Genomic DNA, 13,733 nt, shown 5'->3' with positions numbered 1-13,733 from the left:
TCTACCGGTGGTTGGGTGAGCCACCAGAAACACTGTTACCCCATCGCACGTTCGGGAGAGTGGTATGAAGTCGACAGCGACTACGGAGACGACCAACATCGTGCGACATCCGGATCTGCTGATCCCGGCCGCAGGCGAGGAGGTAGCGGCGACGAGGTACGAGCCGATCGACGCCGGCGAGTCGCTACCCGCGGTGCTGGTCGCGACGCCGTACCGGAAGGACGACCGGATCACCTTCGGAAGCTGGGAACCGTCGCTCCAGTACATCGCGAGACACGGCTACGAGGTTATCGTCGTTGATCTCGTCGGCACGGGAGCATCGACCGGGACGAAAGAGCCGTTCACGCGCGCCGAAGGGGCGGAACTCGCCGAGGTCGTCGAGTGGCTCGCCGAACAGCCGTGGACGACCGGCCGGGTCGGCATGTTCGGCCTCTCGTACGGTGCCTGGACACAGTACGCCACGGCGGCCCACGCACCGGAGGCGCTGGAGGCGATCGTGCCGGTCGCCGTCTCCCCGTCCGTCTTCGCGAGTTCCTGTACGGGCGGCGTGTTCAACCCGCTCAAGCGTGCGACGTGGGCCGCACAGATGCAGGCCACCCGCGCCCTGCCGCCCAGCCGCCGCGACGACGACGGTCGATGGGCAGGGATATGGCAGTCCCGCCTCGACGCGCTGCGCGACGGGACGCCGTGGCTGTTCCAGTTCCTCGACCACGAGCGACGAGACGCCTTCTGGGACGATCGGTCGGTCGCACCCGAGGAGATCACCGTCCCGACGCTCGCCGCCTGCGGCTACCGCGACGTTCACACCGGTCCGATGGTCGAGTTCTTCGGCGACATCGAGGGACCGAAACGGCTCCTGCTCGGTCCCTGGCGGCACACGATGCCCGAACAGGGACGCGAGTGTGCGATCGACTTCCGACGGCAGGTCGTCGAGTGGTTCGACCGCTTCCTCAAGGACGCGGACAACGGCGCACTCAACTACCCGACGGTCGCCTACTGGACCGAGCGCAATGGCGGGTGGCAGGTCGGCGCGGGCCTCTGGCGCGGCGCCGACCGGTGGCCGGACGTCACGGCGACGGGCCGAGGGGCGCTTACCTATACGCTCGCCTCTGACGGACTCATCGCCGGTGAGACGGTCCCCGGAACGATCGAACGAGATTACGAGTACGACCACACCGTCGGCGTCGACTCGGTCGACCGTGTCGGGAGCATCGTCAACACCGGTGTCGACACGAACGCCGACGACGCCCGCTCGCTCACGTTCGAGACCGATCCGCTCGATACGCCGGTCGAGTTGACCGGAAGCGGGGCGGCGACCCTCCGAGTCCGGGCGACGACCCCGGAACCGGTCGTCGCCGTCCGGATCGGGGACGTCGCTCCCACCGGGAGGACCCGGATGGTGACCGGTGGGTACCTGCGCGCCAGTCACCGCGAAGGACACGAGGCCCCCCGACCGCTCGCCCCGGACGAGGAGGTCGAACTGACGGTCCCCCTGAAGCCGAAGTCTCACCTCTTCGAACCCGATCATCGAATGCGTGTTGCTGTCAGTGCTGCGGACTTCCCCCGCGCACTCCCGCCGAACGAACAGGGAACGCTGACGGTGGTCTCACGTCCGGAGGCCCGGTCGACGGTTCGCTTCCCGGGACGGACACACGGCGGAATCGAGTTCACGGACACCGTCTCGCTCAGGTCACCCGACGAGTCGGTGCCGCTGCGATCGCCGTACGTCGTCGATAGCGACACCACGTGGGTGACGGCGCGTGAGCACGTGAACGACACTGTCGAGTTCCGGACGATGGAGCAGTACACACTCGACCTCCCGCACGCACGCGGAATGACCTGGAGCAACGAGGTCGTCGCCAGCGTCGCGGCCGCGGAGCCGGGGACCGCCTACCTGCAGACGGAAACCGAGGCGACGCTCGACTACCCGACCGAACGAGTTCGCGTCGAGACGAGCGCGCGCGTCGCCCGCTCGACGGCCTCCATCGCCACCCGCGTCTCCGTCGACGAGCAGCTATTGTTCGACGAACGGTGGCGACGTTCCGGGCGGTAGCGTCAAGTAGGTCGCCACCTCAGACAGAGGCCTTGGCTATCCCTATGTCACCGACCCCCGACCCGACCGAGGATCCCGCCCCGCGGACCACCCCTGGTGCGGACCGACCCGTCAACGACGTGACCTGCGACGGCCCAGACGGGATCGACCTCGCCACGGCCGTCGATCCACTCGATAGCGACGACGATGCGACGCGCGCGGCCAGTGCAGAGGCGCTCGCCCGGGCCGGCGCACAACGGCCCGACCGGCTCCGGCCGTTCGCCGCGCATCTCGCAAACCACGTCAGCGACAACGACCTGGAGGTGCGGGCCTTCGTGCTGAGCGCGCTCGCGGCGATCGCCAACGTTGCCCCCCGAGGCGGTCGAACCGGCGGCCGATGATCAGGTGGCCCCACTCAACGACGAGGAGCGAGCGGTCCGAGAGTGGGCGGCGCTCGTCCTCGCCTACGTCGGGTCTGCGTCCGCGTCCGACGTTGAGCCCGCGGTGCCGAAGCTCCTCGAACTCCTCAGCGACGAGCACGGCTCGGTCCGCAAGAACGCCAGCCTTGCACTGCTCGCGGCCGGTGCCCAGTCGACGCTTCCGGCCTTAAGAGACCCCAAGGACGACCAAGACCCGGCGGTCCGTCGCGTCGTACTGAGTGTACTCGGGGAGAGATGAACGGGTCGGCGGCCGGCCCGCCGACCGGGGCGAAACGACGATGCGGGTGAAGATTTATGTTGTCGTTCTCTCTCCCTACGGTATGCCTATCCTGGCAGCAGTGGCCGGTACCAGATCGGAGGACCCTGTCGTGTCCGTCGGGTACGACCTCGCGACGGCCTACGGCGATGACCTGATCGTGCTCAACGTCGTTCCGGAGGAGGAGTTCGAGGCACATCGAGAGGAGATTCAGCGGATCGACGAGTTCCGGGACTACTCGTTCACACAGGAGGAGGAGAGCGCGGCGACCATCTCCGAGCGCGTCGTCGATACCACACTCGCAGCGTACGAACCGGAGACCGTCGAGACCGTCGGGCGGATCGGTTCCCCCGACGAGGAGATCCTGACGGTGGCGAGCACCGTCGACGCTACGTACATCGTCGTCGGCGGGCGGAAGCGTTCGCCCGTCGGAAAAGCGCTGTTCGGAAGCACCACGCAGGCGGTGTTACTGAACGCCGATCGGCCTGTCGTGACCGTCATGCAGGAACGCGAGTAAGGGCACCCCGGGTGCGAACCGCGAACGCGCTCCCGTCTGCTCGCATCGCCGGAAAGTATAGATACCCACTCGACAAGTAACCGGATATGCCTGCAGAGTCGAGCGGGCCGCTCAGCGGATTGCGCGTTCTGGATCTCTCGACGATGATCAGCGGCGGGTTCGCCACCACGGTGCTCGCGGACTTCGGTGCTGACGTTATCAAAGTCGAACACCCGGAGTACCTCGATCCGATTCGGGCCTGGGGCCCGTTCTACGAGGGGGCGTCGCTGTGGTGGAAGTCGCTCTCGCGGAACAACCGGTGTGTCACCCTGAACCTGAGTACGGACGACGGCCGCGAACTAGCGCTCGAGCTGGCCGCAGATGTCGATATCGTCTTCGAGAACTTCAGGCCGGGCACTATCGAGCGCTGGGGCCTCGGGTACGAGGACTTCGTCACGGTCAACGAGGATATCATCATGGTCCGACTGTCGGGCTACGGCCAGACCGGCCCCCGATCGCAGGACCGGGGGTTCGGGAGCATCGCCGAGGGGCTATCCGGATTCGCACACGTCAACGGCTTTCCCGACAGCGAACCCCTCCTTCCCCCAATGCCTCTCGCCGACCTGACGGCCGCACAGTCGGCCGTCCACGGGGCGATGTTCGCGCTCTTCGAGCGGGAGATCGGTCCTGAGGGCGAGGGCAGCGGTGAGGGACAGGTCGTCGACGTGAGTCTCTACGAGCCGTTGTTTCGACTATTCGTCGGCGACGTTGAGGCGTACGATAAGCTCGACTACGTCCGTGACCGCGTCGGGAACCGATCGACGACTACCGCGCCGCGGAACCTCTATGAGGCGGCCGACGGCTACGTCACACTCTCGGCGTCAGCCCAGTCCATCTTCGAGAACGTGATGGATGCCATCGGCCGGGACGACCTCGTCGACGATCCCCGCTTCGAGACGAACGAGAAGCGGGTCGAACACGTCCGGGAACTCGACGCCGTGATAGAGGAGTGGACACGCCGGCGACCGCGCGAGGAAATCATACGGACGATGACCGAATACGGCGCGATCGTCGGACCAGTCTACGACATCACGGACATCTTCGACGACGAGCAGTACGCCGCGCGCGACGACGTCGTCGAGGTCGAGGACCCGGAGGTCGGCGACCTGAAGACGCCCAACACCTTCCCGAAGCTCTCGCGCACCCCCGGGAAGGTGCGACACGCGGGCCCGAGTCCCGGCGCGCACAACGAGGCGGTGTACGTCGGCGAACTCGGGCTCGGCCGAGAGCGCTACGAGCAACTCGAGGACGAGGGGGTGATCTGAGTGGAGCTGACCGACGTCACTCTCCGCGAGGGCGCACAGATGCCGGGGCGGTCGTACACGATCGAACAGCGGATCGCGGCCGGTCGGGAACTCGACCGGCTGGGGCTCGCCGCCGTTCAGGCCGGATTCCCGGCCGTCGGCGACGACCACGCGGCGGTGACCCGACGGCTCGCTGCGGATCTCGATGCCGACGTCAGCGGGCTCGCTCGCGCCGTCCCCGGCGACGTCGACGCGGTCATCGACGCGGAGGCGGACGTCGTCAACGTCTTCGCCGCCGTGTCCTCGGCGATGCTCGATCGCGTCTTCGACACGTCCCGCGAGGCGGTCCTCGATATGCTCGACGACGCCGTCGCGCGGGCCCGGAATGCGGGAGTTCCGGTCCGGGTAGGGCTGATGGACGGGTTTCGTACCGAGGTCGAACACGTCGTCACCGTCTCCGAGCGGTTCCCGGACCTCCCGCTCGGCCTCGCGGACACGGTCGGCGGGCGGACGCCAGCGTTCGTCGAGACTTTCCTCGAGGAACTCGCCGAGGCCGGAGTCGATCTCGCGCGTCTCGGCGTCCACTTCCACGACGATCTGGGTGTCGCGACCGCGAACACGCTAGTCGCGGCAGGGGCGGGCGTCGGAAGCGCTGACGTCAGCGTCGCTGCGCTCGGCGAGCGGGCCGGAAACACGCCGCTCGAACAGCTCGTCGTGGCTGGCGACCGCGGGTCCGGCGATACGTTCGGCATCGACACCGCGGCGCTCATCCCCGCCTGTCGGGGGGTACTCGATGCACTCGACGAGGCCGTCGATCCCCGACGCCCGGTGTTGGGCGAGGAGGTGGTGCGTCACGAATCGGGGCTCCACACGACGGTCATGCTCGAAACGCCGTGGGTGTTCGAACCGTTCGACCCCGCGACGTTCGGAGGCGAGCGCGAACTGGTCTTCGGCCGGCTTACGGGGCGAGGAGCCGCCCGGCGACTCCTCGCCCGCGTGGGCGGCGAACAGTCGGAGAGACGGGTCGATGCACTGCTCGACGCGCTCGCGAAAGCGGGTCCAGTCGGGCTCGAGGGCGCACTCTCGCTCGCGAGGGACGTCTCGGCCGACGAGGGCAGGTAGCGACGCTAGGCGTGCGTCTCCCAGTGGAGGAGTTCGTCGACCGGTTTCCGGCCTGGATGGTCGAGCTCCCCGTCTTTGTCTACGCCCTCGATCGTCTCGTCCTGGGTCGAGGCCGGGTACCCCACCGCGAACCCGATGAGCACGCGCTTGTCCGGTGGCAGATCGAGGAAGGAGCCCGCACTCCCCCGGTCACGCAGGCCCTGCGGGACGGTTCCGAGTCCCGCCTCCGCCGCCGCGAGCATCAGGTTCTGTCCCGCACGACCGCAGTCGAAGACGTTGTGCTCGCGGCGGTGTCGGGAGTCGCTCCCGTCGACCGCGAGGACGAGACCGAGCGGGGCCCGCCGCAGGGGGGTGGTGTACTCGCCGAACGCGGCGAGGGTGTCGATGTTCTCGCGCTCCCGAAGCGCGATGAACGTCCACGGTTGGCGGTTGTGTCCGCTCCCCGCTCGGCGTGCGTAATCGATGAGCCGTTCGACGGTCCTGATCGGGACGGATCGGTCGGCGAAGTCCCGGGTTGCACGATCCGCACTGAGGCACTCTCGCAGCTCCATACCACGGCTCTCGACCGTACTCGCATTAACCTACTGGCGAACACCGTGCCACCGGTACCGACCCGTCACCGGCAGCGAATCCGCGAGCTCGGTCGGCGCGGACGAGCGGGCGACGGGGTGATCCCGGGCGTCGTTGGCGTGAAACACCGACAGGCACATCGAACACAGCTATTTAGCCCCCGATGCTGTAGCCGATACCTATGTCGGAGATTACCGATATCGAGGTGACACCCATCGCGGTCCCCGTCGCCTCCGAGGCCAGCGGGAGCAGTTACACGAAGGCACAGCGTGGGACGATGGTGGTGACGGTCCGGACGAGCGACGGTGTCATCGGACGGACGTACTCGGGGGACGTCACTGACAGTAGCCCTGAGAAGGCGAAACGGCTCGTGAAGTTCATCGAGGACGAGATCCGACCGCGCGTCGTGGGTCGGCCGCTCCTGTCCCTCGAGGCCATCTGGGAGGATCTGTTCGTCCGCTCCTCGCAGTTCTTCGTCTACCAGCCCGAAGATCGGCTCCTCTATATCCACGCGCTCGGTGCAGTCGATATCGCGCTGTGGGACGCCGTGGGGAAGACCCTCGATACCCCGCTGTACAAACTCTGGGGTGGCTACCGCGACTCGCTGCCCATCATCGCCATCGGCGGGTACTACGAGGATGGGAAGACGCGAACCGACCTCGTCGACGAGATGGAGGAGTACCGGCAGATGGGACTCGCAGGAGTCAAACTAAAGGTCGGCGGGCGTTCGGTCTCGGAGGACCTCGAACGGTTGGCGGCGGTCAGGGACGCGATGGGCGAGGAGTTCATCATCGCCTGTGACGCCAATCAGGGGTACAGCATCGAGGAGGCCGTCGAGTTTGGGTCGGCCGCCCGCGAGTACGACATCGAGTGGTTCGAGGAACCGGTCGTCTGGTACGATCAATACGACGGAATGCGGGAGGTCCGACGGCGGGCGAATGTACCGGTGACAGCGGGCCAGAGCGAGTCGACGGCCACCGCGTGTCGCCGTCTCATCGAGGCCGAGGCGGTCGACGTCATCAATCTCGACGCGAGCATCGCTGGGGGGCCGACCGCCTGGCGGAAGGTGGCAGCTACCGCGGACCTTCACAACGTCGAGATGGCCCACCACGAGGAGCCACACGTCTCGATGCACCTGCTCTCGAGCATTCCGAACGGCCGTTACGCCGAGTGCTTCCACCCGGACGTCGACCCGGTCTGGCATCGCCTCGTCACGAATCTGCCGAGGATCGCGGACGGCCTGTTGCACCTCCCCGACGGACCGGGACTCGGCATCGAACTCGACGAGGGGTTTATCGAGGAGTTCACCGTTCACGAGTTCCAGTGATACGGTAGGCCGACGAGCGCAGCATACACTTATGCCGCCGGTCGCATATCGTCGGATATGGGTACGCTCAGCGACCGCTCGCTCGTGGAGATCCGCCGTGACCTCCACGCCCATCCGGAGGTCGGATGGACGGAGTACCGGACGACTGCGCTCGTCGCCGAAGCACTCGCCGACCTCGGGTTCACGCTCCATCTCGGGGAGGCAGCGCTCGACCCGGCGGACAGGATGGGGGTTCCGCCGGACGGGACGCTGGCGAGCGCGCGCGCTCGCGCCGAGGACGAGGGCGCACCGGCCGACTACGTGGACCGACTCGACGAAACTACCGGGCTCGTCGCGACGCGGACGTTCGGCGACGCCGGGACGACGGTCGGTCTCCGGGTCGATATGGACGCCCTCGAACGGGAGGAAGACGCCGACCCCGACCACCCACCCTACCGCGATGGGTACCACAGCCGCCATCCGAACGAGATGCACGCCTGCGGACACGACGGTCACGTGGCCATCGGGATCGGCGTCGCTCGGGCGCTGACGGCCACCTCGACGTTCGACGGGACACTCAAGCTGTTCGTCCAGCCCGCTGAGGAGGGGTGTCGCGGCGGGCTCGCGATGAGTCGATCCGGACACCTCGACGACGTCGACCACCTGCTCGCGGTCCATCTCGGACTCGGGTACGGGACCGGTACGGTCGTAGCAGGGTTCGACCGACCGTACGCGAACGCGAAACTCGACGTCACCTTCGAGGGCGAGGCGGCTCACGCCGGCGTCGCGCCCGACGCGGGACGGAACGCACTCCAGGCGGCCGCGACGGCCATCACCAACCTCTACTCCCTCCCCCGTGACGCCGACGGCCTGACGCGGGTCAACGTCGGACAGGTGCACGCGCCGAACGCACAGAACGTCATCGCCGAGGAGGCCAGCCTCCGACTCGAAGTCCGTGGTGAGGGTGAGCGGATCAACGAGCGACTCCTCGATCGGGCGCGGACTACCGTGGCGGCCGCCGCGTCGATGCACGATGTCGGCCACCGCGAGGCGCTGTACGGGAAGGCGACGACGTTCGAGGCCGACGCGCCGATGATCGACGCCGTCGCCACGACCGCGGAGGCCGTCGACGAGGTGACGCGGGTCGTCCGCCGGGCGCGTATCCCCGCCAGCGAGGACGCCGCCTACCTCGTTCGGCGCGTCCAGGAACGGGGAGGGACGGCGACGTACGTCGGGATCGGGTCGGAGATCCCCGCGGGACACCACGAGTCGCGGTTCGATATCGACGAGGACGCGCTCGCTATCGGCGTCGACGTTCTCGTCGGGGCGATTCGCCAGCTGTCCGCCGCAGGGTGATCCTCCCGGGAGTAGGATTATATAATAGCCCTCGCGAGTACTCACGCATGTCCGGACTGACACGGCAAGTACTCACCGGAGCACCGCACGAACGCGGCGTTCGGCACGGGGAATCGTACGCAGCCGAGATCGACCACAACGTCGGGACGTACTTGGACGTGTTCGAGACGCGTGGCGTGGACACCGACCGGGTGCGCGAACGGGCCGCGGCGTTCATCCCGCGACTCGAGGCTGACAACGCGGACTACGCCGAGGAGATGGCCGGCGTCGCCGCCGGCAGCGACCGTCCGATCGAGGAGATCGCGCTCATCAACCTCAGATACGAAGTGATGTACGACGCCTACACGGACGGATCCGAGCGACCGGCGGCGACCGACGAGATGGTCGACGGCTGTACGAGTTGCGGCGTCGAGCCGAAAGCCTCCGCCGACGGCCACACGTACATCGGACAGAACTGGGACTGGCTCCCGGCCGTCGAGACGTTCGTCATGGACGTCCGCCGGGACGACGGTCCGAACTTCCTCGCGGTGACGGAAGCCGGGATGGTCGGCGGAAAGTTCGGCCTCAACGAGTGTGGCATCGGCTACGTGGTCAACGGCCTCGCGACGCCGCGGGACGGTGAGAATCCGTCGCGGAAGCCGACGCACGTCCGGGGGCGGGAGATACTCGACGCCGAACGCCTCGACACGGCTATCGAGCCCGTAATCGCCACCGATCGGCCCGGCTCCCGCAACTACTTGATCGGCCACGCGAATGGGGAGCTACTCGATCTCGAGACCGCACCAGAGGTTGTCAACTACCGCTACCCCGAGAACGGCCTGCTCACCCACACGAACCACTTCGAGGACCGGACGCGCGTCGAAAGCCGACTCGAACGGCGGAGCCCCCACTCGTTGGTCCGCGGGATGCGCGTCCGGCGGCTCCTCGAACGCGAGGTCGGTTCTATCGATCCGGACACGCTGAAGCGCACGTTGCGCGACGACTTCTGCCACCCGACGGGGATATGCCGGTACGTAACCGAGTCCGAAGACGCGCAGGCTGACTTCCACACCAAGGTGAGCGTCATCATGGATCTAAACGAGGGCCGCATGGCGCTCACTGATGGCCCGCCACGCGACGCAACCTACGAAACCTACCAGGTCGCCTGACCGACCTAGGCGCGTTGAGGCCTCGGAATCGGTGTCTTTGTCCGGGGCCGTGATTCGTTCGACCAAAACACATAAGCGACCGACGCGGACTGACAAGGTATGGAGACGGAAACGACGATCGAGGTGCTCGTCGACGCTGGCGTACTCGAGTGCGTCCCGACCGGAGCGGGGTACGAGGTCGCTGCGTCCTTCGTGGAGGCGGTCGACGACCGACACGAGGAGGAGGTAGCTGATCTCGGCCCGTCTGCGCTTCGAGAGCACGTTCGGGCCGTGTTCGACGACGAAGAGGTCGTCGCGATCGTCGGTGACGTGGGCGAGGACGACCGGGAGTTCGCCACGATCTGCCTGGTACTCGGCGAGCGCCTCGGTACGACTGACGACGTCGCCCGGATAGCCTCGGTCGTCCAGCAGTACCGCCGCGGTGTGCCCCGAGATGAGGGGGCTCCGGAGACGTTCCTCGCCGTACACGGTGACCGGCTCGAAACCCTCACTCGACTGTACGAGCGGTCGGTAGTGTACATCTGGCGCGAGGACTGTGAGCCCTGTGATGCGATGCGCGAGACGTTAGAAGGTCAGTTCGAGACAGATCCCGACGATGTCGCGCTGTTCGCCGTGTACGGGCCCGACTACGCGCGGACGCTCGCCGACGCGTTCGGCGTCGTCGGGGGGCCGACGACGCTGTTCGTCCGCGAGGGACGAGTCGAGTCCCGGCTCCAGGGGGCACATCATCCCGAGTCCGTCGGGAGCGAGGTTCAGGTCCTCCGGGAGGAGTGACTACTCGCCGAGGTCGGCAAACTCGACGACGAGGTCCGCCAGTCGGTCGGTGAGTTCCTCGAACAGTTTCTCGCCGATTTCGGGCGTCGCGAGCGTGGGCTCGCCGCGGACGCCGTCCTCGGTTAATCGGTCGTACGTCCGTCGCATTCCCAGGGGGCCGCCGTCGAACATGTCCCGCCCGGAGTACGGTGTCAGGCGTGACTCCGGTTCGTCGGTCGCGGCACTCATCTCCACGGCCGCCCCGTGGAGATACAGCATGAGGGCCGTCTCGAACTCGCCGGCGTGATAGGCGCTGCCCGAGTCCCCCTCTCTGAGTTCCGAGAACAGATCCGCTGCCAGGGTGTTGTACGAGAGTCCCCCCACGTCGGCCTCGTCCTGCCGCGTGCCGAGATCACCCGCCGCGAGCGAGACAGCGGGACGGTTGCCGCCGTGCCCGTTGACGAGCAGCACGTTGCGAAAACCCATTCGGATGATCGACTCGCACACGTCGTCGAGCAGGGCCAGCAGCGTCTCCTTGCTGATCGTAACCGTCGCTCCCAGCGGGACGTGATGCGGGGAGAACCCCGTCCAGATAGCGGGGAATACGACTGTATCGACCCCGCGATCGGTCGCGACGTCGGCCGCACCCAGGGAGACGGCCTCCGCTAGCAGGCTGTCGGTACCGACCGGGAGATGCGCGCCGTGTTGTTCGAGGGATCCCGTCGGGACGATCGCGACGCCGCCGCCGATCGCGGCGTCCGTCAACTCCCCTCTCCGCAGTTGCAGTGCGTTCCGGCTCATGCTTCACCAGTACTACCGGAGACGCCCGGTAAATAAGTTCCCACGAACCACCCGAACGGCTATGTGCTCGTCAGCTCGTGTCATCATATGTCATGACAACACGAATCTGTGTCTTCGAGGGCGACGACGCCGCCCCCGAAGCCGTCACGGCGACGTGCGGACTGCTCACGTCGCTGGACGTCGACCTCGAGTTCACCACACCGCACGTCGGGGGCCATGCCGACGCGCTTCGTGCGGGGACGCTACCGGAGGAGCTTCGGTCGGCTATCGAGTCCGCCGACACCGTACTGTTCGGCGCGGGGAGCGACCTGCACGCTACGATCCTCCGGTACCTCCGCTGGGAGTACGGCGGCGGCACGTACGCGAACCTCCGGCCGGTGTGCCACTTCGAAGGAGCGACGAGTCCCCTGAGCGACCCGGAGGGTATCGACTACCTCGTGGTCCGGGAGAACTTGGAGGGGCTCTACGTTCGCGCCGAGGGCGACCTGCCCGAGGCAGCCGGTACCCTCGACGCGACGAGCGTCGGTGGGACGTCTCTGAAGGACCTCGGTCCGGGACAGTACGCGCTCCGGGTCACGAGCGAGGCGCACACGCGACGGTTCGCGCGGTTCGCCTGCGAGACGGCGGCCGACCGCGTCGAGGAGACCCAACCCATCCGGCTGACGTGTGCGACGAAGTCGAACGTGCTACCGGGGACCGACGGACTCTTCGAGCGAACCGTCGAACGGACCGCCGCGGAGTACGATCAGCTCACCTACGAACATCTCCACGTTGACGACGCGGCCCAGCGACTCGTCACGGACCCGCGTCGGTTCGACGTGATCGTCACCCCGAACTTCGCCGGCGACGTGTTGTCGGACGTCGGAGCCGGGACGACTGGCGGACTCGGGGTCGCGCCGAGTGGCTGTTACGGCGACGACGTCGCGTACTTCGAACCCGTACACGGAAGTGCGCCGGATATCGCCGGGGAGGGAAGCATCAACCCGACTGCGACGCTACTCTCGGCGGCGATGCTGTTGGAGTACGTCGGAGCACCCGCCGAGGCGACGCGACTGGTTCGGGCCATCGAGGCAACGTACCGCGACGGCGCGTCGCTCACCCCTGACCAGGGCGGGACGGCAACCACGGAGGCGTTCACCGCAGCCGTCACCGACCACCTCTGACGGCTAGAACTAAGTGAGCCCTCGCCGCGGCTGTAGTATGGATAGTGGTAGCAGGCTCAGAGCACTGATCCGGGACGACGACATCCTCGTCTGTCCCGGCGCACACGATCCAATGACGGCGATGGCGATAGAGCGAGCCGGGTTCGACGCGGTGTACATGACCGGCTACGGGACGTCCCTGTCGCGTGCGGGGGTCCCGGATGCGGGACTAATCACGATGCCCGAGATGGTCGCCAACGCGAACGCCGTCCAGGAGGCCGTCGACGTTCCCGTCCTCGGGGACGCGGACAACGGCTACGGGAACGCGACGAACGTCGTCCGCACGGTGCGGGAGTACATCAAGACGGGAGTAGGCGGTATCCACATCGAGGACCAGAGCTTCCCGAAACGGTGTGGCCACGTCGGCGGACGCAGGGTCATCTCGCGCGACGAGGCGGTCGGCAAGTTCCGGGCGGCGGCGGACGTACGCGACGATCGCGACGAGGACTTCTACATCGTGGCCCGGACGGACGCACGCGGTGCCGTCGGCGGGTCGCTCGAAGAGGCGGTCGAGCGGGCGAACGCTTACTGTGACGCCGGGGCAGACGCGGCGTTCGTCGAGGGACTGGCGGACGAGGAGGAGGTCGCACGCGCTAGTGAGGCGGTGGACGCGCCGCTGCTGTACAACCTCGCCGGAATTTCACCCCGACTGGATCCCGAGGAGCTGGAGGTACTCGGCTACGACCTCGTCATCTATCCGGGGTTGGCGATGCAGGCGACGGTTACGGCCGTCTACAACTACGCGTCGAAGCTCGACACCGCGGGGACCGAAGCGTTCGTCGAGATAGAGGAGGCGTTCGAGGGGCTCCCGTTCGGATTCCACGAGTTTTCGGGGTTCCCCGAGATCGTCGAACAGGAGGAGCGCTACATGCCCGCCGGCGAGACTGAGAAGTACGATGGAACGCTCGGCGCCGACGTTCGTGAGAAGTGACGCCGCCTCCCACCCC

14 protein-coding genes are annotated in these 13,733 nt (G+C 67.2%); 12 read left to right on the top strand and 2 right to left on the bottom strand.

Annotated elements, in window-relative coordinates; all coding sequences use genetic code 11:
• Positions 1 to 64 precede the first annotated feature (64 nt).
• The 6 genes from P1K31_RS16380 to P1K31_RS16355 all read left to right on the top strand — a co-directional run bounded on the left by P1K31_RS16380 (position 65) and on the right by P1K31_RS16355 (position 5,650).
• On the top strand, positions 65 to 2,053 hold the full coding sequence (locus P1K31_RS16380; protein WP_276306384.1) for a CocE/NonD family hydrolase: 1,989 nt from the start codon (positions 65 to 67) through the stop codon (positions 2,051 to 2,053).
• A 44-nt stretch (positions 2,054 to 2,097) separates the two neighbouring features.
• Complete coding sequence (locus tag P1K31_RS16375; RefSeq protein ID WP_276306383.1) at positions 2,098 to 2,433, top strand: hypothetical protein; 336 nt, start codon at positions 2,098 to 2,100, stop codon at positions 2,431 to 2,433.
• Positions 2,434 to 2,437: 4 nt separating this feature from the next.
• On the top strand, positions 2,438 to 2,710 hold the full coding sequence (locus P1K31_RS16370; protein WP_276306382.1) for a HEAT repeat domain-containing protein: 273 nt from the start codon (positions 2,438 to 2,440) through the stop codon (positions 2,708 to 2,710).
• On the top strand, positions 2,691 to 3,245 hold the full coding sequence (locus tag P1K31_RS16365) for a universal stress protein (RefSeq protein ID WP_276306381.1): 555 nt from the start codon (positions 2,691 to 2,693) through the stop codon (positions 3,243 to 3,245). Before P1K31_RS16370 ends, P1K31_RS16365 begins: the two co-directional genes overlap by 20 nt.
• A gap of 86 nt (positions 3,246 to 3,331) precedes the next feature.
• A complete protein-coding gene (locus P1K31_RS16360) occupies positions 3,332 to 4,549 on the top strand; it encodes a CaiB/BaiF CoA transferase family protein (RefSeq protein WP_276306380.1) in 1,218 nt (405 codons plus the stop codon).
• Entirely contained in the window at positions 4,550 to 5,650 is a 1,101-nt protein-coding gene (locus P1K31_RS16355; protein ID WP_276306379.1) for a LeuA family protein, read from the top strand.
• A gap of 5 nt (positions 5,651 to 5,655) precedes the next feature.
• Here the strand turns inward: P1K31_RS16355 and P1K31_RS16350 are convergent, their stop codons facing one another.
• Positions 5,656 to 6,201 carry a nitroreductase family protein gene (locus P1K31_RS16350; protein WP_276306378.1) on the bottom strand — a complete coding sequence of 182 codons (546 nt, stop codon included), beginning with the start codon at positions 6,199 to 6,201 and terminating at the stop codon, positions 5,656 to 5,658.
• A 200-nt stretch (positions 6,202 to 6,401) separates the two neighbouring features.
• On the opposite strand from P1K31_RS16350, the gene P1K31_RS16345 reads away from it, so the two are divergent.
• From P1K31_RS16345 to P1K31_RS16330, 4 genes are all read left to right on the top strand, one after another.
• Entirely contained in the window at positions 6,402 to 7,547 is a 1,146-nt protein-coding gene (locus P1K31_RS16345) for a mandelate racemase/muconate lactonizing enzyme family protein (protein ID WP_276306377.1), read from the top strand.
• Positions 7,548 to 7,604: 57 nt separating this feature from the next.
• Positions 7,605 to 8,882 (top strand): amidohydrolase, encoded by a 1,278-nt coding sequence (locus P1K31_RS16340; protein ID WP_276306376.1) that lies wholly within the window; start codon positions 7,605 to 7,607, stop codon positions 8,880 to 8,882.
• A gap of 47 nt (positions 8,883 to 8,929) precedes the next feature.
• Entirely contained in the window at positions 8,930 to 10,030 is a 1,101-nt protein-coding gene (locus P1K31_RS16335; protein WP_276306375.1) for a C45 family autoproteolytic acyltransferase/hydrolase, read from the top strand.
• 99 nt (positions 10,031 to 10,129) lie between these two features.
• Positions 10,130 to 10,804 (top strand): thioredoxin family protein, encoded by a 675-nt coding sequence (locus P1K31_RS16330; RefSeq protein ID WP_276306374.1) that lies wholly within the window; start codon positions 10,130 to 10,132, stop codon positions 10,802 to 10,804.
• Here P1K31_RS16330 and P1K31_RS16325 read toward each other — a convergent pair whose 3' ends face one another.
• Positions 10,805 to 11,584 carry a creatininase family protein gene (locus tag P1K31_RS16325; protein WP_276306373.1) on the bottom strand — a complete coding sequence of 260 codons (780 nt, stop codon included), beginning with the start codon at positions 11,582 to 11,584 and terminating at the stop codon, positions 10,805 to 10,807.
• Between the two features lie 92 nt (positions 11,585 to 11,676).
• On the opposite strand from P1K31_RS16325, the gene P1K31_RS16320 reads away from it, so the two are divergent.
• Together P1K31_RS16320 and P1K31_RS16315 are read left to right on the top strand one after the other, a co-directional pair.
• On the top strand, positions 11,677 to 12,747 hold the full coding sequence (locus P1K31_RS16320; protein WP_276306372.1) for an isocitrate/isopropylmalate family dehydrogenase: 1,071 nt from the start codon (positions 11,677 to 11,679) through the stop codon (positions 12,745 to 12,747).
• Positions 12,748 to 12,784: 37 nt separating this feature from the next.
• Entirely contained in the window at positions 12,785 to 13,717 is a 933-nt protein-coding gene (locus P1K31_RS16315) for an isocitrate lyase/PEP mutase family protein (protein ID WP_276306371.1), read from the top strand.
• Positions 13,718 to 13,733 lie beyond the last annotated feature (16 nt).

The sequence above is a fragment of the Halomarina halobia genome (assembly GCF_029338575.1).
Lineage (GTDB): Archaea > Halobacteriota > Halobacteria > Halobacteriales > Haloarculaceae > Halomarina > Halomarina halobia.
The sequence above is the reverse complement of the archived record's forward strand: the minus strand, read 5'-3'. Positions and strand labels throughout refer to the sequence as shown.

What these genes read in the sequence shown, in the direction of transcription:
- P1K31_RS16315 (WP_276306371.1), top strand. Translation starts at nt 12,785, where the DNA reads ATGGATAGTGGTAGCAGGCTCAGAGCACTGATCCGGGACGACGACATC.
- P1K31_RS16325 (WP_276306373.1), bottom strand. Translation starts at nt 11,584, where the DNA reads ATGAGCCGGAACGCACTGCAACTGCGGAGAGGGGAGTTGACGGACGCC.
- P1K31_RS16360 (WP_276306380.1), top strand. Translation starts at nt 3,332, where the DNA reads ATGCCTGCAGAGTCGAGCGGGCCGCTCAGCGGATTGCGCGTTCTGGAT.
- P1K31_RS16335 (WP_276306375.1), top strand. Translation starts at nt 8,930, where the DNA reads ATGTCCGGACTGACACGGCAAGTACTCACCGGAGCACCGCACGAACGC.
- P1K31_RS16340 (WP_276306376.1), top strand. Translation starts at nt 7,605, where the DNA reads ATGGGTACGCTCAGCGACCGCTCGCTCGTGGAGATCCGCCGTGACCTC.
- P1K31_RS16345 (WP_276306377.1), top strand. Translation starts at nt 6,402, where the DNA reads ATGTCGGAGATTACCGATATCGAGGTGACACCCATCGCGGTCCCCGTC.
- P1K31_RS16350 (WP_276306378.1), bottom strand. Translation starts at nt 6,201, where the DNA reads ATGGAGCTGCGAGAGTGCCTCAGTGCGGATCGTGCAACCCGGGACTTC.
- P1K31_RS16380 (WP_276306384.1), top strand. Translation starts at nt 65, where the DNA reads ATGAAGTCGACAGCGACTACGGAGACGACCAACATCGTGCGACATCCG.
- P1K31_RS16320 (WP_276306372.1), top strand. Translation starts at nt 11,677, where the DNA reads ATGACAACACGAATCTGTGTCTTCGAGGGCGACGACGCCGCCCCCGAA.
- P1K31_RS16375 (WP_276306383.1), top strand. Translation starts at nt 2,098, where the DNA reads ATGTCACCGACCCCCGACCCGACCGAGGATCCCGCCCCGCGGACCACC.
- P1K31_RS16330 (WP_276306374.1), top strand. Translation starts at nt 10,130, where the DNA reads ATGGAGACGGAAACGACGATCGAGGTGCTCGTCGACGCTGGCGTACTC.